This window comes from Rothia sp. P100, from assembly GCF_023712425.1.
GTDB lineage: Bacteria > Actinomycetota > Actinomycetes > Actinomycetales > Micrococcaceae > Rothia > Rothia endophytica.
In genome coordinates this window covers 163,396-183,622 of the sequence record NZ_JAMAYG010000002.1, presented here as the reverse complement: position 1 = coordinate 183,622, position 20,227 = coordinate 163,396, and the positions used below count along the sequence as shown (strand labels likewise).

Here is a 20,227-nt window from a genome sequence, read left to right as displayed (position 1 = left end):
AAGACCTCATAACGGAAGCGTGACCCATGACAGAAAACCCCAACGCAGTTCTTTACCGAGAAAGACTGGCGCCCGGCATCGGCATGTGGATTGCCTGTGTGGGCGTAGGCCTAGCCTCCTTCTTGGTCGGGGCACCCATCAACATCTACGCCGGTATCATCGCCGGAATCGTCATGTTTGCCTTGGTGGGCTGGACCCTCTTCGCAACCTCACCGGTTATTGAGGTTACCCCTAGCGTCCTGCGCGTTGGAAGGGCACAAATTGAACGCGAGCATGTTGGCCGAGCATACGCTTTTCGTGGTGAGGATTCCCGCCTAGCCACCGGTCCGGCACTCGACGGTAGGGCTTTCATGTGCTTCCGCGGCTGGATTTCATCAGTTGTTCGCATCGATATTACAGACCCGGCCGACCCCACCCCCTACTGGGTAGCGTCCTCCCGCAACCCTGAACGAATTGCTGAGATTCTCAACGACGGGCTACCCGAAGAAGAAGAATAAGCTGATTTCCCCATAGGAAATGCCCACCGGTTTAGAGCCGGTGGGCATTTTTATAGATCGATCGCTTGAAGCTGATTTAGCCTTCGCACTCAATGCAGTACTTCAAATCGCCATCTTCATAGGCGATCTGTGAGCGGTGACGGACTAGGAAGCAGGAGGCACAGGTGAATTCGTCATCCTGGGCGGGGAGCACAACTACATTGAGCTCCTCGTTAGAAAGATCTGCGCCGGGCAGCTCAAAACTTTCGGCGGCTGCGTTCTCGTCCTCATCTACCGCACCGGACTGCATCTCGGAGCGTCGTGAATTGAGCTCCTCAAAGGACTGGTCCTTGCTTTCTTCGTCCTGCTTGCGGGGTGCATCGTAATCGGTTGCCATGGTTTTCTCCGTGTGTAGTGCGAGGCGAGACAGTCAATCTCTTCACAGTAGGTGGTGCACCCCTTACAGGTAGTGCAACCAGAGTATTAGTCGGCTGCTCCTGAGTTATACGGGGTAACGCGTAGAATTGTTCACCATTAAGGAGCTTTAAGCAAATACAAACTAATCATTTATTACTCACAGCGAAAGGTGCCTCCACGAGAGTGCGTACCCCACCCCTTTGATAAGCTAAACCTAATCTATAAGTTGATATATAAAGTGCTGGTTTTTAGGGTTTTTTCTAAAGATACCTTCCGGTTTGCTGGTGAAGTAAACGCTGCCCTGACTCAACCCTGTAATCTTTCAAGTAACTGTAAAGATTGAAGAGTGTGCGTGATTCTAATGACCGCGTACCCCCTATGCCGAGGAGAAACCTGTGCTCGAACTTCAACTAGTTGGGATTCACGACGATGGCGAGAACCTAGTCCTCAACGACGATAACGGTTCTTCCTACCTGCTACCCATAGATCAGAATCTTCGCCAAAGCATTGCTAAGGCTCGCCGTATCTCACCTGCACGCCCCGGCGGTCGCGGAAGTTTCGGGCCTCGAGATATTCAGGCCAGATTTCGACAGGGTGCAACGGTTGAAGAAATCGCCGCTGAATCTGGCTGGGAAGCCGAGCGCGTACGCCGCTACGAATGGCCCATTGTCGCTGAGCGCGCCAACATTATTCGTACTGCCCGCTCCGTGCTCATTTCGCCCACTCCCGGTGGCGAAGGCCCTGCACGCAGCCTAGATCAGCATTATGAGGCCATCTCACAGCACTATTCCTTCGGTGATGCCCCGCTGGATTGGTCTACCTGGCAGCAGGAGTCAGGTCAGTGGACTCTTGCCCTTGATGTAGAGCTCCCGGCCGATGTGCAAGATGAACTGCCCCGCGGTGTACATTTTCCCGCCCGCTGGACCTTCAACCCCGCTAATCAGAGCTTGTACGCTTCCAATGAAGCTGCCTATTTGCTCATGGGCCGGGAGCACACCACCGGTGGGCCCATCCCCGGCCTGGGAACGAACGGAACCTCACACAGCCCCGAAGCTGAGCCGAAAGCAGCAGAGACCGAAACTGCGCCCACCCCCGAGCCAGCGTCATCGCCCCGTTTGACCGCTGTGCGCGTACCAGAAAACCGTGAGCAAAATGCGTTACTGGACGAGTTGACGGCCCGCCGAGGCGCTCGATCTTTTGACCCTGCAAGTGAGCGTAAACTGGCTGATCTTTTGGAGCGTGCCCGCCGTACCTCCCGCCCCCTTGAGGAAGCTCACGCTGAGGTGCCCACTGTAAGGGGTGAGGTTGATGATTCTTCAGCCGCTGAGCAGCCAGATAACTCAATCTCTGAACAGCCGGTATCCAACAGTGAGGCTGAAGCACCTTCCCAGGATTCCCAGGAGACCGCACCGGTTGCCGAGTCTGAAGCAACTGAGCGCCAGGGCGCCGAGATGAAGGAGGGCGTAGCCGAGATTCACGAAGCCGCTGTAACCAAGGGCATCGATGAAGGAGTTGCCGGCGAAACCGCGTCTGACTCCGGTGCTACAGCAGACCAGCTGGATGCTATAGAGCCGTCTGAGACCGAAGGCACCGATGCCCAGGACGACTCACACGGTGGGCAGGGCGAGGAAGAGACTGCACCTCAGGAGCCTGTTGAAACGGAGCCTACCCAGCCTAAGCCCGCCTCGAGAGGTAAGCGCACCTCCGTACCCAGCTGGGATGACATCATTTTTGGCAATCAGAGGCGCTAATCAGCCTCATAGAAAATACAGGTGAGAGCTAGGAAACACAAACACCTTAGAAGCCTTAAAGCCCGCTAAGATGATAGTCACATCATTTGCTCGCACGCCCCTGCTGATAGGGAAGCAGGGGTGCAGAAACACTACAGAGGAAACATTGACGTCTCGTTCTAATTCTCAAGACTCCTCAGGTGAGGTTAGTCCCGCGCCGCGTACCTCCGATGCTACCGATAAAGCCGACTCCATTACTCAGCCCCTACCTCTCGCACAGGGGTATGAGTACGTAACCTCCGATAGCGGCTCACAGCAAACCGTTGTGGACGCTGAGGATGAATCTCTTACGTCCGGTTTGATGCGCCATGCTGAGATCGTTGAAAAGCCGACCCGCGAAGAGCGTCGCGCTGACCGAGCTGAGGCTAGGGCTGCAGCGTTGGCCGCTAAAGAAGCTGAAGGTGAGCGTGCCGCTCAGCTCCGTGCTGCCGCGGCAGCCGCCGCGGTGCGTGAAGCGGCCGAGCGTGATCGTTTAGTGCCAGCTCTTGCTATGGAATCTGCCTATTCCGAACCTGTTCGGGCAAAGAACAGCTCTAAAGCAGTTTTTTTTGGTTCAGCAACGCTTGTGGCGGGAGCAATTGCTGCAGCGGCGCTGCTCTTCCTGCCGGAGATGAATAGCGCAGCTGATGAGCTGGGACCCCCCAGCTCTCCGTCAGCTCCGACCACCGTGACCAGCGCTGACATTGAGTCAGAACGCCCCTCCGCTCCGGCGCCGAGCTTCAATACCGAGGCTCCCACCGTGACTGAGCAAGAAGCAGCTGTAGAGCTCCCGGTGGCACCCGGAACCATTTCTTATGCACCGGTTGAGGCACCACCTGCGCCCACCGCTGAGACTATTGTTGAAGAAATACCCTCTGAAGATCCAACACCGTCAGAGGAAGCCACCGCATCACCGGAGCCCACAGAAACCGCGGTGGAAACGCCCTCACCGGAACCAACAGAACCTCCTGCCCCTGTTGAGCCCACCGTGTCTCTCGCGCCAACACCTCCGATTGAAACGAGTGCTCCAGAGGTTGCTCCTCCAGAGGTTGCTCCTCCAGAGGTTGCTCCTCCAGCGGCCACCGCAGCACCTACCAGTGAAGCGCCGGTTCAGTCACAGGTCACGCCAACGCCCTAGAAGCGGTTGCAAAGGACCAGATATTCTAACTGCCCGGGGCCCAACGAATAACTGTTGGACCCCGGGCAGTTTGCTTGGGTCGATAGAGTGCCCCAGCTCTAGCTAGTGGGCAACATCAGCAGGGGAACTTGAGTTTCCTCTGCTGTGAGTGATCCATGCTGACCTACCATGTTCAGGGCGTGGGGTTTGTAATGGCGCATGTCATAGAGAGCCACCGGTTCACGAGCAGCGACCAGCACTTCACCGATGCGAGCGCGGGCTGTTTCGGTGATGTGAGCACCAAAGTACCCGCCGTTAAAGGCTTCTTCGGTGTCGATAATCCAGGCTTGCTCGCCCCAGGCGTCCGCCCAGCGCTGCATGGTTGCCTCTTTAGCGGCGGCGCTGGTGTCTTTGAGGTGCAGTTGCACCATGCGGGGTTCACCAGCGGTAAGCTCAATATTTTCTAATAGCGCAGGATCCTGGGAGTAGTCGTAACGGTTAGTCGGCTCAACATCGACCATGCCGTGGTCGGCTGTGACCAGAAGCAGAACGTGCGGGGGTAGCCGCTTAGCTAGATTCTTGAGCGCTAGGTTTAGTTCTTCTAGCTGCTCTAGCCACTGCTGGGAGTGCGCACCGTACTTGTGCCCGGCTTGATCTAGTTCACCCCAGTAGAGGTAGACCAGTGACGGCTTACGCGATGAGAGCAGGCTGGCGGCCAGGGTGGTCCGGGCGGCGTAGCCCTGGGCATGTACGAACCGCCCGCCGCGTAGCCCGGCTTCGCTGAGGCCGGTGCCTGCATACTTGCTGAGCGAGACAGTGGCAACGTCCAGATGTTTTTCGTAACGTTCAAAGACGGTGGGGTGAGGCTGCCAGAGGTGTGGGTCCACGGTCTTATCCCAGCCTGATAGCTGGTTCATCACTTGCCCGGTTTCCGGGTTTTTAAGTTCGTAGCCAGCCATGGCGTGATAGCCGGGAGGTGAGGACGTGCCCAGGCTAGTAAGAGAAGCGACCGTTGTTGAGGGAACCGCCGAGTGCAAGGGCCCCAGGCTAGTGGCATTTTTGAGGAAGGGCGCATAAGAGCCGTAGGTTCGTAGCAGGCTCTCCCCCATCCCGTCCACCATGACCACGCAGACACTGCGGTAAGTATGGGGCTTGCCGCCGGCTTTTTCGATTCGCCCCGCTATCCCCAGCAGGTCATGCCGCCCAGATCCGTAGATAGGGTGGGGTTCAGGGGTCAGACTCCCCTGGGCTGTGAGCGTGCCGGCCGACTCAAAGAGGTCGGCTACCGTGTTGGCGCCGTAGGGCGGGGCTACCGGGAGTTCGTTTCCACAAAAATCTTTCATATCTGCTACCTGCTGCCTGCCTGAAGGTGGACAGCTCGCAAAGCTCGGGCAAAGGTGCGGGCCTGCTGGGTTTGCTGGGCGCCATCGGCCCCCGCGCTAATTCGCACCAGGATGTCCTCTCGCGGTGCCAAGCCGGTCATCCCGTGGTCAGCATCGCAGGACGGGTCAGGGCACTCAGCCGGTTGCAGGTCAAGACGCTGGGAGCCGGTCCAGCAGAGCAGCATGGAAACCTCACTGACGGGGGCACCAGGAGTGTAGCTCTGCGGCTGGGGGTAAGCGTAGCTAACCGTGAAGGTTGAGATTTTTGAGACGTGCAGGGTCTCAGTCGACACGTGGGCGACCACCTGCTGCCCCTGTTCATCTAAGTTTTGGTCATCCAAATGCGCCACCAGTAGAAATTCGCCGGCCAGGACCAGGGCGGTGATGTGCCGGTGAACCTCGTTCTGGTCAAAGTGAGTTTCTACCTGCACCATGTGAGTGGTAGGTTCAAGACCCGCCAGCGCCTCATCGATCGTATCGAGCACCAGCTCCGGGTAGAAGCTTGCGTTCTGGATATCGGCAATCATGCGCTGGCGCGGGCTGGTATCTACACTCACGTCTACTCCTGAAGGTAGTGGGTTGTCTCTTGCTCCCTTACATTTTAGAGGCAGGTAGGTTCTTGGGGCTAACTGCTCATAGTTCTGCGGGCGGAATCGGTACGCTGCTGGGGGTTGCCCAGTTTGAGCCGGGCACCTACCACGGTCATGGTTTCCTGAGATACCAGGATGGGGTTGAGCTCCAGGTAGGCAATTTCGGGGTGGTTGTCTTTGAGCAGGGCTACCCGGGCGCAGAGGTCTTCGAGCAGGTCAATACGGACCGCCGGTAGGTCCGCTTCACCCAGCAATTTTGCTGCTGCCTTGGGTGAGCGCACCATCTTGTAGACATCACGTTCGGTAAGCGGCGGGACACGGTGGGCCCAGTCATCGAGCAGGCTGGTGGCGTCCCCAGCCATACCGAAGGATACAACCGGCCCCATCAGGGGGTCTTCTATGGCAGTGAGTACGGCGGTCTGCCCCGCTTGCACCTGCTCTTGAACGCTCAAATCGAAGGTTCCGTAGGGTTCAAGAGCACGGTGCATCTGAACGATTTCACGCTCCAGTTCCGCGTCGCTTTCGATGCCCAGACGTACCCCGCCCAGGTCAATGCGGTGTCGCAGGAAGGGGTCGGTGGTTTTGAGGACGACCGGGTAGCCACCAATTTCTTGCACGGCACGGTGTGCTTGTTCTGGGGTGGAGAAACCGTACTCGGGGAGCAGGTCAATGCCGTAGTGGCCCAAAATTGCCTGGGTTGATTCTGCATCGAGTTCAATCAGATTCTCGCCGGTAACGTCCCCCATATGGGCAGTAATTTCGGCGAGTGCAGCTTTGGGGCTCACGCCTTCAGGTTGGGCAGCTACACCAGTTTCTTTAGCCCGCCACTCTACGTAGTCCATGACTGCGGCCAAGGATTTGATGGAGGCACCGGGTGACTCGTAGCAGGGCAAACCCAGTGTTTGCATGAGACGGGTGGCTTCTTCACCGGTGGGTTCGGCTCCCTGGCTTTCGGTCTGACCCGGTGCTGGGTAGTTGGCGGTTTCATCCTGCCAGATGCCGCGTAGCGACTGTTCAAAGGTCACCGTGCCCGGGAAACTGGCAATTGCCGGTTTACCCGTTGCTGCTGAGGCGCGTAGGAGCACCCGGGCAACGTTACGGGGGTCGATGGATTCACCGGTGAGGAAGACTCCTACGACCGCATCAATATCTGATGCTTCTAAGGCTCCAGTGGCAACCTCTTCTAGCACTTCAAGACCATCTAGCCCCTCATCGGTCAGGCGCAGCATGGACTCGTTGATGCGGACATCGATGCCTAGTTCCGCAGCCTTGTCCGCAATGATCTGCCCCAGGGCAGATGCGTTGGAGAGCAGTGCCACGCGGCGGCCGGCAGGGAGGGGTTGGGAGACCAGAATCTGGGCGATATCGAGGATCTGGTCGAAGGTTTCGGCGCTAATCACACCTGCTTGACGGAACATAGCGTCGATGGCCTGCGTGGGGGCGATGGAGGTTCGCCCTGAGTGCCCCGGAGGTAGCTGCTGCCCGGTCACCGCGTTCTTTGCCACCAGCACGGGTTTGACGCGCGAAAGCCGGCGGGCGATGCGGCTGAACTTACGGGGGTTGCCAATAGATTCAAGATAGAGGGCGCAGACCTTGGTGGCGCTGTCATCTTCCCAGTACTGCATGATGTCGTTGCCCGAGACATCTGCCCGGTTACCCGTTGAAATCAGGGAGGAAACCCCGATATTGCGGCGTACAGCAGAGTTAGAGAACATAGCGCCAATGGCTGAGGATTGGCTAAAAAGGCCCAGCGCGCCCGGGGCCGGGTCGTAGGTGCTGATGGTGGCATCCAGTTTCACAGCAGGGTCATTGTTGAGCACGCCGAAGGACGCCGGGCCAATGACCCTCATACCAAAACTACGGGCAGTTTTGACCAGGGCTTTCTGGCGGGCACGCCCGCGAGCGCCGTCATCGGCAAAACCGGTGGTGTAAATCAGGACGCCGCGGGCTCCCGCCTGACCTGCGGACTCAACAGCTGCAGCAACCTCAGTAATGGGCACGGCAATGATTGCTAGGTCAATGCGTTCTTCAATCTGGGTGAGGTCAGTAACGACTGGGGTTTCCCCGGCAGCTGTCCCGGCGCTGTTGTAGCCGTAAAGTTTGCCGGTGAAGCCTCCTTCACGAATGGTACGAATAACCTTATGGCCGTTGTTTTCCCAGGCATCCGCCGTACCCATCACCACAATCACTTCGGGGGCCAGTAGTTCGGCAATTGATTTTGCCTCGGCGCGGTGCTCACGAGCCTCCATCACACCGCGGGAGCGATCAGTGGGGTCAATGTTGAAGTGCACGGCAACCAGGCCATCATCAAATTCGCGGGCTAGCTCGTAGCCTGCATCGGTGAAGACGTTGAGCATTTTACGGTTTTGCGGGAGCACTTCGGCGCTGAACCGCTCGATTCCTTTTTCGTTAGCGGCAGCGGCGAGGTGTTCTAGCAGAATGGAGCCGATTCCGCGGCCCTGGTGGGCGTCTGAAATCATGAAGGCGACTTCAGCTTCTGTGGGGTCGGCGGCACGGTCGTAGCGGCCGATACCGATCATTTCGCCGTCTAGCATGATGACAAACGCAACTCGGTCCTTGTGATCCACGGTGGTGAAACGGGTGAGTTCTTTGTCGCTGAGGGTGGGCTTGTGGGCAAAGAAACGCAGGTAAATGGTGCGTTCTGACTGGCCCGCGTACATCTTTTCAAGGGCTGCCCGGTCGGTGGGGACCACAGGACGCAGATGAGCTGTCGCGCCGTCGCGGAGCACGACGTCCGCTTCCCAATGTGCCGGGTAGATGAAAGGAAGCTCAGCTGTAGTGGGGCTGGTGGGGTCTGCTGGGGTGAAAACATCGTTGGTTTCAGTCACGGGTGCCTCCTGGGCTGATGATAGAGCCGGTTGCCTTAAATAGTAGTCGCAGCAGACAGCAAAAGACCCCCACCGTGCGGTGGAGGTCTTTTAAGAAAATGTGCGCCCCCTCGGACTCGAACCGAGAACCCATTGATTAAGAGTCAATTGCTCTGCCAATTGAGCTAGAGGCGCTTATTTATTTATCATCACCGGCAAGCTTTCGCTCCCTGGCAACGAATAAATACTATACGCACCGATTTGACCCACCGCAACTTGAAAACCACTTTTGTGAGCACCTACACAAGAACCTTTTCAAAGACCGCTCAGTTGCTCTCTAGTAAAGGCCCGCCACGGGCTCTAACATAAGACCATGATGAAGGAATCAGAGCTGCCAGCCAGCATCAACCGCATAGCGTGGCGTACCGCTTTTATCAGCCTCACCATAGCCCTCCTGTTCTTTATCGCCGCTCCGCTGCTACCGGCGTCCAGCCTCCAACAAAAGCTTGCTCTGATGGCCTCCGCTGGCTTTGGTTTGCTCTTCATTGTCGCTGGGTTTCTCTATTTCGTCACGGAGCTGAAGCAACCAACGCGCTCTATCGAACAGGTCAAAGCCAATCGCATCAGTTCTCCCCCGCCAGGCTGGCGCGGTCTGGTGCTTACTGGTTTTATCTGGTTACTGGGCATGGGATTACTGGCAGCGCATTTTTTCTACTGGAACCCCTTAGCAGCCGCTCCACACCTGACCTTTCAGGAAATCTACGATCAGATGAAGCTCGCCCAGGAGTTCTCGCCCAAATTGGTCATCACTGCAGGCTCCATAGCTCTGTTGATTCAGTTGGGTGTTGGTGCCCTTCATCTGCTGTGGTGCAAGGTTGCCAGCTATACCGGCACCCGAGCCATTGGCTGGTTAGCTCTGGGAACCTGGTTCTCACTAACAGTAGCCTGGCTTGCCTGGGGCTTTCACATGAGTATGGGCCTCGCTGACACCTTTGCCCTAACCGGCGGTGACTATGAGGTAGTACCCTCCACCCTTGTTTCCCTGGTCATGACGGCGCTCTTCCTCACCGGCATCTTCGGTCTCTTGCACCCGGCTCCGCGGCATCCTGCCCCGGCAGCCCTTCAAGAGGCTTAAGTCATCTAGCTGTTCACGGTATTATGGGTTAGAAACTATGTTCGAAACCGATTGATGAGGTCCCATGGCTCGCCGCACCAAAACCGCGCACGATGACTACCCCGAGGGCATTGTAGAAAACATCGTCGATATTGATGTCTCAAGCGAGATGGAAAACAGTTTCCTCGAGTACTCCTACTCGGTCATCTACTCCCGTGCTCTGCCGGACGCCCGCGACGGACTCAAACCAGTACAGCGCCGCATCCTCTACATGATGCAGCAGATGGGCCTACGCCCAGACAAGGGGCACGTCAAAAGTGCCCGCGTCATCGGTGAGGTCATGGGTAAGCTCCACCCCCACGGCGACAGCGCTATCTACGATGCCATGGTGCGACTCGCCCAGCCCTTCGCGATGCGCCTACCCATGGTTGATGGGCACGGTAATTTTGGTTCTTTGGACGACGGCCCGGCGGCCTCTCGCTACACCGAGGCCCGCATGGCCCCGGCAGCCCTTGCTATGACAGCTGACCTGGGCGAGGACGTCGTAGACTTCGTGCCAAACTACGACAACCAGTTCATGCAGCCCTCCGTGCTACCGGCTGCCTACCCCAACCTGCTAGTGAACGGTTCAGCCGGTATCGCGGTGGGTATGGCAACTAACATGGCGCCGCACAACCTGCGCGAGATCATCGCCGCTGCCCGCCACCTGTTGGAGAGCCCCGATGCCAGCCTCAAGGACATCATGAAGCTGGTGCCCGGCCCCGATCTGCCCAGCGGCGGCACCATTGTGGGCACCACCGGCATTAAGGACGCCTACGAGAAGGGGCGGGGTATCTTCAAGACCCGTGCCAAGGTATCCATCGAGCAGGTAACTGCCCGCAAGCAGGGCATCGTGGTCACCGAACTGCCTTACATGGTAGGCCCCGAGAAGGTCATTGAAAAAATCAAGGACGGGGTTAATTCTAAGAAGCTACAGGGCATCTCTGACGTGGTTGACCTGACCGACCGCAAAAATGGTCTGCGCATGGTCATTGAAGTCAAGAACGGCTTTAACCCTAAAGCGGTGCTAGCTGCTCTCTACAAGCACACTCCTCTAGAAGACTCCTTCGGCATTAACAACGTTGCCTTGGTCGACGGTCAGCCTCAAACCCTGGGTCTGCTTGACCTCCTGCATGTTTACGTGGATCACCGCCTTGAGGTGGTGCGCCGTCGCACCAACCACAGGCTTGGCAAGCGCCAGGACCGTTTGCACCTGGTCGAAGGTCTGCTGATTGCCATCGTCGATATCGACGAGGTCATTCAGATTATTCGATCGTCGGACGAAACTGCCCAGGCACGTACCCGCCTCATGCAGGTCTTTGATTTAACCGAGGTGCAGGCAAACCACATTCTGGAGCTACGCCTGCGTCAGCTCACCAAGTACTCCCGCATTGAGCTGGAAACAGAGCGCGAGGATCTGCTGCGCGAAATTGCTGAGCTGAAGGAAATTCTGGGGTCGGACACCATACTGCGTGCCCTGGTTTCTGCCGAGTTACAGGCTGTAGCTGACGAATACGGCACTGACCGGCGCACCAAGATTGTCACCAAGGACGATCTGGCTGATGCTGTCGCAGCTCTCTCAACCACTGCCTCCAAGGCGAAAAAAGAGGCAGGGCTTTCGTTAGAAATCGCCAACGATCCCTGCTGGGTTCTGCTCTCTACTTCTGGTCAGGTGGGCCGTACGCGCGGTGAAGCCGGCGGGCGCAGCGAGCTAATTGAGCCAGGTAAGCGCCTGAAACACGATGCGCTGACCTCTTGGGTACCCACGACTGCACGCGGTGAAATTGGGGCGGTCACCTCAACCGGCCGGCTAGTGCGCATCTCGGTACTGGAGCTACCGGTGCTAGAAGATTCAGCGGGCACTCCCCTGCTAGCGTCCGGTGTGAAAGCCGCAGAAGTAGTCACGCCGGGACGCGGAGAAACCCTGGTTGCCCTGGTGCCACTCGATCAGGTGCTGGCGCTCGCGACTGAACGTGGCGTGGTTAAGAGAGTTAACCCTGATTACCCTCTGAATGCAGGGGACTTTGAGATTATCAAGCTCAAGCCTAAGGACCGCCTGATTGCCGCTACCGCCTGTGACAGCAATGATTTGTTGCTAACTTTCATGACCGAGCAAGCCAAGCTACTCGTCTTTGATGCAGCCAAGGTTCGCCCGCAGGGCAGGACCGGTGGCGGCATGGCGGGCATGAAGATTGCCGACGATGACCGGCTCATCGCCTTTGGGGTGACGCCCCCCGGCTCCCCCGCCCAGGTGGTAACCATTACCGACGGCGGAGCTGAGGGCGCTTCAGTTAAGGTAACCGAGCTGGCTGATTTTCCACAGAAGGGCAGAGCAACTGCCGGTATGCGTGCCCACCGCTTCCTCAAGGGTGAGTCTTCCCTAGCACTTGCCTGGGTGGGCGTTGGCCCCGCTAAGGCTGTTTCCGCAGCCGGTGTGGCTCGTACCCTGCCCGGTGAGTTTGGGGCACGTGATGGCTCCGGTGTGCCGCTGGCTCAGGCCGTGGACGCAATAGGCCCAGCTTACGCGGTCACCGCGGCAACACCCGTAGCAGCAACCGAAGCTGATCAGCCCGGTGCGTTAACATCTGTTGAAACTGAACGTGGCTCTCAAGATGCAGTCGAGGTGGCCGAAGAAGCACTCTTCTAAGCTGTCTTACACCTCAATGAATAAAAGTGCCCTGGCAAGCTAGCATGCTTGCCAGGGCACCGCTTCTTTGAGCGGTTTTAGAGTTTGACGACGGTATCGCAGGCAGCGATATCTTCAGCACGGTGAGATACCAGCACAACAGCCGGCAGGGTAGTTTTACCGGACGGTTGATCTGCTGAGGTACGTTTGGTGCCGCGAGCAACCTCATCAATCAGTGCCACAGCGGCTGGAGCGTCCAGGTGGGCGGTGGGTTCGTCCATGAGGAGTAGCGGAGAATCCACCAGCAGGGTTCGAGCGATTGCTATGCGCTGGCGCTGACCGCCAGAGACGAAGGAACCCCCAGCACCCACGGGAGTCTGCAAACCCGCCGGTAGCTGCCGCACAAATTCTCCAAGCCCCACGCGGTCTAGCACCTCGTACATTTCAGCTTCGGTGGGCCTTTCCTCAGACGGGCGGGCGATCGCTAGGTTGTTGGCGATGGTCGATTCAAAGATATAGGCAGATTGAGGGCACCAGGCTGCATAGCCCCTGAGCGCCTGCGCGTCAAAGACTTGGCCGTTGACCCGAATCTCGCCTTCTTCAAGCGGTAGGAAGCCGAGCAGGGTAGCCAGCGCCGTGGTCTTTCCCGCACCTGACGGGCCGGTGATGCCTAACCATTCGCCGGAAGAAACTGAGGCGCTCAGACCGCTAAAGACCGGTTGCTGCATGTCTGGCCACCGGGTTGCCAAAGATTCAAGCTCAAGGGTGATGGTGCTGTGGGCACTTCGCTGGGAGCTACCGACTCCGGGTTCCCCCAGAATATCGCGCATGTTCTGGCGCTCCTGCGCCTCGCTTTCTTGGTCGCCTTGATCCGCTTCAACGTCAGCCAGGTGCTCTCGGGTACGTTCTACCAGGATTGCAAAGGCCGGCCAGTTACGCACGGCTTCCACGTGGGCAGCGGTGGTCTCAAAGAGGGCAGTGAGCATCAGGATGACCACCGCAGCGGTGGGGGCAGTAATACCCCCATCACGTACCGAGGGCCACACACAGATGATGGTAGCGAGCGCGGCTCCCCACCAGGTAGCAACCATGAGCCCCTGCCCCACACCGATGGCACGCGAGCTATGGATGCGTGAGCGCACGTTCAGGCCATCCCGGCGAGAAAGTGCTAAGGCAACCGTTTGGTCCAGGTCATTATTATGTAGGTCGGGGGCAGCGTCGATGGCGGATACACCTAGCCTCAAAAGGCCCGCGGTTTCCCTGCGTGCCGCGGCGTCCGCACGTGCATCAGCACGGACGACCACTGCTGGGATGATAAAAGTGGCGATGAGTACGGCTAGCCCTACGGGTAGTAGGGCGATGGGGGTAGCTAGCGCGGTCACAAGGAGCACCAGGCCCATGACAATGAGATGGGACGCTACGGGCAGCAGAACGCGGGGGGCGGTGTCTCGGAGCTCATCAACATCACCCACCAGGCGGTCTAGCACTCGGTCACCGCGTAGGAGGGAACGTACCGATAGCACGCTGCGCCCTGCGGCATCCCAGGCGCGTATTCTCAGGGTGTTGGCTGCTTTGAGCACGAGGTCATGGGTTTTAAGGCGTTCAGCGTAGCGGCTCACTGCACGGCCCAGACCAAAGAAACGCACGCCGCTCACCGCTACCAGGAGGTACATCATGGCTGGCTGCTCAGCAGCTCGCACAATCAACCAGCCTGATAGGGCGGTGAGGCTGACGGCAAAGACCACGGTCAGAACCGAGAGGAAGACGGGCAGCAAGGTCTGGTGAGCTCTGATGCCGGTGAGTTTCCGTGCAGTCCGCAGAGTGCTCACGATGCCGGGGATACGGCGGCGGTGCGGTGCGCTTGGCTCTTCGGCTTGCGCCACTGGAGTTGAGTCTTCGAGTTCACCGGTGGCCACCGCTTGGGCTAAGGTGCCCAGTGCATAACCTCCCAGCCCGGTGGTATTTTGAGAGGTCAGCTGCCATGTCACCCCGTGAGGGCGCCGGGTGGCGTCCAGACGGTTGTTGGTAGCAGCAGCGAGCTGGGTGTCGTGGGTGACGATAATGAGTGTGGCGCCCGTTTCTTGGAGGGCAGCGAGCGCTACGTTGACTTTGGCTGCTGAGACAGGGTCAAGGTGGGCGGTAGGTTCATCAATGAGTACGGTGACGTGGTGGTTCTCTGCCTGCAAAGTGGCGACGCGGGCAAGAGCTCGGGCGATAGCTAGGCGGCGCATTTGCCCGGCGGAGAGCGCCTCGGGCGGCAAATCTGCCAGGTCTGCTAGGCCAACAGCGTGCAGATAGCTGGTGAAAAATTCACGGTCTTCTTCGGTGAAAGCAACGGTTTCACCGAGCAGGGTTGAGGCGTAGTGGATGCCTTCAAGAGCCCCTTCACCGCGCGTCACGGCGGCGTAGAGAGCAACCTCTGCCAAAGCGGTGGGGGCGATGAAGGCCGGAGACTGGCTGATCCAGACGGTAGATCCGGTGCCACTCACTAATCCGCTGACCTTGATTGGTTCTGTGGTGCCGGTGGGAACCAGGCCATGACGCAGGGAGCCACCCAGCACACCCAGCAGGGTGGATTTGCCGCAGCCTGAAGGGCCAGTGATGGCGGTGGTGGTGCCGTGCCTTAGATTGAAGCTCACACCGGTAAGGACGCGCTCGCGTCCGGGGTAGCTCAGTGAGAGGTCCCGTACCGATATATAGTCTCCGCCGGGGGCAACCGTGGGTGGGGGTACCGGTTGATCAATAATTGCTTGGGCGCGGCGCTGGGCTGCCACGCCCTCTTCTGACTGGTGGTAGGCGGTGCCGACGTCCCGCAGTGGCTGATAGCATTCGGGGGCCAGTAAGAGGGCGAGCAGGGCGACGTCCAGCCCCATGTCTCCCTCAACTAGACGTAAACCAATAAAGACAGCCACCAGTGCGATAGAGATGGTGGTAATGAGCTCTAGGGCAAGCGAAGAGAGGAAGGCACTCCGCAGGGTATACATCGTAGCTTTTCGGTAGCGTTCACCCAGCTCCCCCAGCGCTTTAGACTGTGCGCGTGAGCGCCCCAACCCCACCAGAACCGGCAACCCTTTAACCAGTTCCACGATGTGGTCAGATAGACGCAGCAGATCCTTTTGGGCACGCGCCGTATCTTCACGGGTGGTACGGCCAATCAGCACCATGAACACCGGGATGAGAGGCAAGGTGAGCACGATAATGAGGGCTGATACCCAGTCATAGAACGCTATCACCAGCAGTAAAATGCTGGGGATAACGGCAGTGGACACAAAGGCTGTCAGTGTCTTGGTGTAGTAATGATCCAGTGCATCGAGGCCGCGTGAGAGCAGTACAGCGGTAGCGCCGGTACCATCAGGTGTATCGATGCCTCCGGTAGCTAGTACTCTCCGGATCACCTGACGGCGAAGAGTGGTTTTAGCGCCGGTAGCAGCTTTTTGTGCGTAGTAGGTGAGATACCAGTCCGCTGCTGCCCGCACAATGAGGGCTAAGGTACCTGTTAGGGCGAGTGACAGAACGCTGGGCTCCACAAAAGGGCTGGCAAAAAAGATACCCTCAACCTCTGCTCGCCCGTTGCCTGCGAAGATCGCACGCTGAGCCTCCACCGCGCTGGCGTAGGTCGCCACTTCATGGAAGACAGCGAACGTCAGTCGCGCCAAGTAGGTGATAGCAGTACCGAGGACGGCAGCAAAGACTACCAGTGCCAAAGTTTTGATGGCAATCAGCAGGGAAAAAACCGCGAGGTTTTTCTTGGCATCGGGTCCCAAGGGTGGCCTGCTGTTCTTTGGGTTCGCCATGAAGGTTTCTGCCTTTGCTGCCGCGAATAGTTTGTTCACCATTGTAGTGGTATCTCTACCTGCCTGCCGAACCGGAGCTCGTCCTTCCGCCTCTCAGAAAATCACGGCCTTACTTGCTGATTCTGCGAGCAAGCTCCGTAACATCATGGGCTGTGGGTATATGATCAACGGTCAGGCGCTGACGGAAGACCCAGTAGGTCCAGCTCTGGTAGATGAGTAGAATCGGCACCCCAAAGATAGCCACCCAGCTCATGACAGTTAGGGTGTAGTCAGAGCTTGATGCGCTGGAAATCGTGAGGTGATGTGCTTCGTTCAGGGTTGAGGGCAGGACGTTGGGGTAGAGCGCCAGGAAGATAGCGCTGATCCCCAAGACCGTGAAGCTGGCCAGGGCTGCAAAGCCCTTCCCCTCGTAGCCGGCTTTGAGCAGTGTCCAGGCCCCGACCGCAGCAATGGCCGCAACTGCGGTAAAGGCCCAAGAGAGGGCTTTACCCGCGGTGAACTGCAAGTAGAGAACCCAACCGGTCACCGGTAGAAGTAGCAGCGGCAACAGCCTCAGTAACAGCGTACGGGCGCGGTGGCGTATCTCGCCGTCGGTCTTGAGGGCGACGAAGGCCAAACCCATGACGAGGGACAGCCCCACCATTGCCAGACCACCCATCAGTACCTCGGGGGTTGCCCAGGCAAAGGCGCCGCCCACTCGGTCTCCGTTGGCGTTGAGAGGAAGGCCGGTGCTGGTGAGAGCCAGCAGGGCACCAATCATAAAAGCAATCACTAGTGAGCCCAAAGAAATGGCTAGGTTCCAGCCTGCAGTCCACCGAGCGCTGTCCTTTTTGCCCCTGTATTCAATACCCACTGCACGGAAGATGAGGGCCAGCAGAGTAAGTGTCAGCGGAATATAGAGGGCAGAGAAGAGCGAGGCGTACCAGAGCGGGAAGGCTGCAAAAGTCGCGGCACCGGCCGTCACCAGCCACACCTCGTTACCGTCCCACACGGGGCCAATGGTGTTCAGCAGTAGGCGGCGTTCCTTCTCATTCTTAGCGAAAAGGCGACTCATGAGCATGCCCACCCCGAGATCAAAACCGTCCAGAATGATATAACCAATCCAGAAGAAGCCAACGACGGCAAACCAGATGGTGGGCAAGAGAGGTTGGTCGGCAAATAGATCAAACATTGTTCTACCCTTCTCTAGTAAGCGAACGCAAGAACGTCGCGGTCATCGTGGTCATCCTGGTGAGGGTCTTCAACCAGTTCAGGCATGGCGGCTACCACCCCGGCGTTGACGTATTTTGCGAGCAGGTAAATTTCAACCACCATCAGTGCGGCATACACCAGGGCTAGGGAGACCAGCGAGAAGAGGATCTCAAAACCAGAAACCCCGGGCGAGACCGCGGCTGCAGTGAACATCAGAATGGCGGGGTTGCCATCCGGATTAGGAGCCACCACGAAAGGTTGCCTGCCCATTTCAGTGAAGACCCAGCCTAGGATATTAGCGCCAAAGGGTGCCAGAATACCTGCTATCGCCAGGTTAGAGATCCACTTCGCTTCCGGCACGGTACCCTCACCCTTTTTGCGCGTCACCCACAAAACGTAGAGGAAAGACAGGGCACTTACCCCACCCAGGGTAATCATGCCGCGGAAACCGTAGTAGGTGACCTCCATCAGCGGCAGATAGTCGATTTCTGAACCGGCGCGCTCGCCGTAGAGTTCGGGATCATCGGGCAGGTGGGTGCCGTAGGTTTCTTCGTAGATAGGCATCAGAGTGGTGATGCCGGCGACGTTGGTGGTGAAGTCCTCATAGGCAAGGAAGGAGAGGAGCCCGGGAATCTCAAGGATCGCTTGAACCTCATCGCAGTTCTGGGCTCCGGGTGAAGACAGTGATAAGACCGAAAAACCTGTGCCGTCGTGGCAGGCAGCCTCCGCTGCAGCCATTTTCATGGGCTGCTGTTCTATCATGAGCTGTGCCTGGGAATGGCCGGTGAAGGCGGTACCCAAGAAGCCGATGAGACCTACAATTGCACCAATACGCAGGGACTTGAACCAGACCGTAAAGTCAGTGGTATCACGTGCGCCTTCTACCTGCTGGCCAACGACTACTTTGCCGTTCTCACCGATAGTATCTACACCATCGCGGCGGCGCTTCCAGAGCTTGTACCAGGCGATACCCACTAAGAAACCACCCGCGACCTGCACCGCACCCGCCAGAGCGTGGGGGTAGGCAACCATAGCAGTGTTGTTTGTCAGCACAGCCCAGACATCATTGAGGACGGGTCGTCCATCCACCATCTCAACGCCAACGGGGTGTTGCATCCATGAGTTCGCCACAATGATGAAGTAGGCACTGAGCCAGGATGCTGCAACCGCCATAAAGAGGCAGGCTGCATGGATTTTGGGTTTGAGTTTGTCCCAACCAAAAATCCAGAGACCCAAAAAGGTAGATTCTACGAAGAAGGCAAGAAGACCTTCCATAGCAAGAGGGGCACCGAATACGTCTCCTACGAAGCGGGAGTACTCGCTCCAGGCCATACCGAACTGGAATTCCTGCACTAGACCGGTGGCCACGCCCATGATGAAGTTAATGAGGTAGAGCTTGCCCCAGAACTTGGTCATGCGCTTGTACTCAGGCTTTTGCGTGCGGATGTAGGCGATATAGAAACCTGTCACAACGGCGCCAAGCCCCAGGGTGAGGGGGACCATCATGAAGTGGTAGACAGTGGTGATACCAAACTGCCATCGGGCAATTTCGAGGGGATCCATCGGTGTCCTTGTGAAGTGCGAACGGGTGAACAAGCGGCGCTACCGATTCCCGGTAGTCCGGCCTTGCTGTGGTGATTTTGAACAATGGTACACCCCCAAAATTGGGAATCACTTAAGGTCACTTACACCCTGTCAGAGCAGGATTTGACGCATGACTAAAGGTGCCTTAAACGCTAAGACCCACTGTGACCTTTAGGTGCACAGCGGATTCCTCTAATGCTTCTCCCTGCTCATTCACAGGTGCGGGTAGAACCCAAGGTCAGATAGGTTAGCGCTGCCCTAGCAAGCCCAGCTGGGCCACAGCCTCACGCTCGTCAACAAGTTCAGCCACCGAGGTAGCAATCTTTTCCTGCGAGAAATCTGAGTGCTCAAAAGAATGAATAATCTCACATTTTCCTCCCGAACAGCGCACCGGGAAAGAGCTAATAAGACCTTCAGGCACCCCATAAGATCCATCCGAGGGGACAGCCATGGAGGTCCACCGCTCCCCTGTTCCCAGCGTCCAATCGCGCACGTGCATCAAAGCTGCATGAGCGGCAGAAGCAACTGATGACCCGCCTCGCACCGCGATGATTTCGGCACCGCGATTAGCCACCGTGGGGATAAAGGTTTCCTCAATCCAGCTCTGGTCTAGACCCTTCTCGGCTAAAACATCAAGAGCCGCACGCCCATCCACCGTGGCATGGAAGAGGTCGGGGTACTGGCTGGCGGAGTGGTTACCCCAGATAGTGACCCCTTCGATATTCTGCACTGCTGCCCCGGTTGCTAGTGCTAGCTGGCCGACAGCGCGGTGGTGATCCAAGCGGGTCAGGGCGGTAAAGCGCTCCAGCGGGACGTCAGGTGCGTGCGAGGCTGCAATGAGGGCGTTGGTATTGGCCGGGTTCCCCACCACTGCCACCCGTACGTCATCAGCCGCGTAGTCGTTAATAGCCTTACCCTGCACCGAGAAAATACCGCCGTTGGCTTCCAGTAAATCGGCGCGTTCCATGCCCTTGGTGCGGGGGCGTGAGCCAATCAACAAAGCGACATTGGCACCGTCAAACCCAACAGTGGGATCATCAGTAACCTCCACCGACTGCAAAAGCGGGAAGGCGCCGTCGGTCAGCTCCATAGCGGTCCCCTCGGCCCCGTTGAGCCCTTGAGGGATTTCGAGAAGTCGCAGGCGAACTGGGGTGTCAGCTCCTAACATCTCACCGGCGGCAACGCGAAAGACCGAGGCGTAACCAATTTGACCGGCAGCACCGGTAACGGTGACCGTAACAGGATTCTTTTTTGAAGGTGTCATGGACAACATTATATAGTGACTTGCGTAACTCTTACC

13 protein-coding genes and 1 tRNA gene are annotated in these 20,227 nt (G+C 57.9%); 5 read left to right on the top strand and 9 right to left on the bottom strand.

Annotation, left to right across the window (positions count from 1 at the left end):
- Nucleotides 1–26: 26 nt before the first annotated feature.
- Nucleotides 27–497: a DUF3093 domain-containing protein gene (locus M3668_RS05680; RefSeq protein WP_251379851.1), complete on the top strand. Its 471-nt coding sequence runs from the start codon at nt 27–29 to the stop codon at nt 495–497.
- Nucleotides 498–573: 76 nt separating this feature from the next.
- On the opposite strand, the gene M3668_RS05675 is transcribed toward M3668_RS05680, so the two are convergent.
- Nucleotides 574–873 (bottom strand): DUF4193 domain-containing protein, encoded by a 300-nt coding sequence (locus tag M3668_RS05675; protein ID WP_251379850.1) that lies wholly within the window; start codon nt 871–873, stop codon nt 574–576.
- Between the two features lie 415 nt (nt 874–1,288).
- On the opposite strand from M3668_RS05675, the gene sepH reads away from it, so the two are divergent.
- The gene (gene sepH / locus M3668_RS05670; RefSeq protein WP_251379849.1) at nt 1,289–2,644 is read left to right on the top strand and encodes a septation protein SepH; all 1,356 of its coding nucleotides are present in this window, start codon (nt 1,289–1,291) and stop codon (nt 2,642–2,644) included.
- A gap of 145 nt (nt 2,645–2,789) precedes the next feature.
- Nucleotides 2,790–3,800, top strand: coding sequence for a hypothetical protein (locus tag M3668_RS05665; RefSeq protein WP_251379848.1), 1,011 nt, complete (start codon nt 2,790–2,792; stop codon nt 3,798–3,800).
- A 98-nt stretch (nt 3,801–3,898) separates the two neighbouring features.
- On the opposite strand, the gene M3668_RS05660 is transcribed toward M3668_RS05665, so the two are convergent.
- The 4 genes from M3668_RS05660 to M3668_RS05645 all read right to left on the bottom strand — a co-directional run bounded on the left by M3668_RS05660 (nt 3,899) and on the right by M3668_RS05645 (nt 8,774).
- Nucleotides 3,899–5,122 (bottom strand): alkaline phosphatase family protein, encoded by a 1,224-nt coding sequence (locus tag M3668_RS05660; protein ID WP_251379847.1) that lies wholly within the window; start codon nt 5,120–5,122, stop codon nt 3,899–3,901.
- A gap of 5 nt (nt 5,123–5,127) precedes the next feature.
- The gene (locus tag M3668_RS05655) at nt 5,128–5,718 is read right to left on the bottom strand and encodes a DUF5998 family protein (protein ID WP_251379846.1); all 591 of its coding nucleotides are present in this window, start codon (nt 5,716–5,718) and stop codon (nt 5,128–5,130) included.
- 68 nt (nt 5,719–5,786) lie between these two features.
- On the bottom strand, nt 5,787–8,600 hold the full coding sequence (locus M3668_RS05650; protein ID WP_251379843.1) for a bifunctional acetate--CoA ligase family protein/GNAT family N-acetyltransferase: 2,814 nt from the start codon (nt 8,598–8,600) through the stop codon (nt 5,787–5,789).
- A 101-nt stretch (nt 8,601–8,701) separates the two neighbouring features.
- A tRNA-Lys gene (locus tag M3668_RS05645) sits at nt 8,702–8,774 on the bottom strand.
- Between the two features lie 178 nt (nt 8,775–8,952).
- Between M3668_RS05645 and M3668_RS05640 the strand changes: the two genes are divergently transcribed.
- Together M3668_RS05640 and M3668_RS05635 are read left to right on the top strand one after the other, a co-directional pair.
- Nucleotides 8,953–9,714, top strand: a complete 762-nt coding sequence (locus M3668_RS05640) for a hypothetical protein (protein ID WP_251379842.1) — start codon at nt 8,953–8,955, stop codon at nt 9,712–9,714.
- 64 nt (nt 9,715–9,778) lie between these two features.
- Nucleotides 9,779–12,379 carry a DNA gyrase/topoisomerase IV subunit A gene (locus M3668_RS05635; protein ID WP_251379841.1) on the top strand — a complete coding sequence of 867 codons (2,601 nt, stop codon included), beginning with the start codon at nt 9,779–9,781 and terminating at the stop codon, nt 12,377–12,379.
- A gap of 77 nt (nt 12,380–12,456) precedes the next feature.
- Here the strand turns inward: M3668_RS05635 and cydC are convergent, their stop codons facing one another.
- From cydC to M3668_RS05615, 4 genes are all read right to left on the bottom strand, one after another.
- Nucleotides 12,457–16,194, bottom strand: a complete 3,738-nt coding sequence (gene cydC / locus M3668_RS05630) for a thiol reductant ABC exporter subunit CydC (protein WP_251379840.1) — start codon at nt 16,192–16,194, stop codon at nt 12,457–12,459.
- A gap of 67 nt (nt 16,195–16,261) precedes the next feature.
- On the bottom strand, nt 16,262–17,323 hold the full coding sequence (cydB, locus tag M3668_RS05625; protein ID WP_251379839.1) for a cytochrome d ubiquinol oxidase subunit II: 1,062 nt from the start codon (nt 17,321–17,323) through the stop codon (nt 16,262–16,264).
- A gap of 14 nt (nt 17,324–17,337) precedes the next feature.
- Nucleotides 17,338–18,906: a cytochrome ubiquinol oxidase subunit I gene (locus M3668_RS05620; RefSeq protein ID WP_251379838.1), complete on the bottom strand. Its 1,569-nt coding sequence runs from the start codon at nt 18,904–18,906 to the stop codon at nt 17,338–17,340.
- 268 nt (nt 18,907–19,174) lie between these two features.
- Entirely contained in the window at nt 19,175–20,191 is a 1,017-nt protein-coding gene (locus tag M3668_RS05615) for a malate dehydrogenase (RefSeq protein WP_251379837.1), read from the bottom strand.
- Nucleotides 20,192–20,227 lie beyond the last annotated feature (36 nt).

What these genes read in the sequence shown, in the direction of transcription:
- M3668_RS05680 (WP_251379851.1), top strand. Translation starts at nt 27, where the DNA reads ATGACAGAAAACCCCAACGCAGTTCTTTACCGAGAAAGACTGGCGCCC.
- M3668_RS05675 (WP_251379850.1), bottom strand. Translation starts at nt 873, where the DNA reads ATGGCAACCGATTACGATGCACCCCGCAAGCAGGACGAAGAAAGCAAG.
- M3668_RS05660 (WP_251379847.1), bottom strand. Translation starts at nt 5,122, where the DNA reads ATGAAAGATTTTTGTGGAAACGAACTCCCGGTAGCCCCGCCCTACGGC.
- M3668_RS05640 (WP_251379842.1), top strand. Translation starts at nt 8,953, where the DNA reads ATGATGAAGGAATCAGAGCTGCCAGCCAGCATCAACCGCATAGCGTGG.
- M3668_RS05635 (WP_251379841.1), top strand. Translation starts at nt 9,779, where the DNA reads ATGGCTCGCCGCACCAAAACCGCGCACGATGACTACCCCGAGGGCATT.
- cydC (WP_251379840.1), bottom strand. Translation starts at nt 16,194, where the DNA reads ATGGTGAACAAACTATTCGCGGCAGCAAAGGCAGAAACCTTCATGGCG.
- cydB (WP_251379839.1), bottom strand. Translation starts at nt 17,323, where the DNA reads ATGTTTGATCTATTTGCCGACCAACCTCTCTTGCCCACCATCTGGTTT.
- M3668_RS05620 (WP_251379838.1), bottom strand. Translation starts at nt 18,906, where the DNA reads ATGGATCCCCTCGAAATTGCCCGATGGCAGTTTGGTATCACCACTGTC.
- M3668_RS05615 (WP_251379837.1), bottom strand. Translation starts at nt 20,191, where the DNA reads ATGACACCTTCAAAAAAGAATCCTGTTACGGTCACCGTTACCGGTGCT.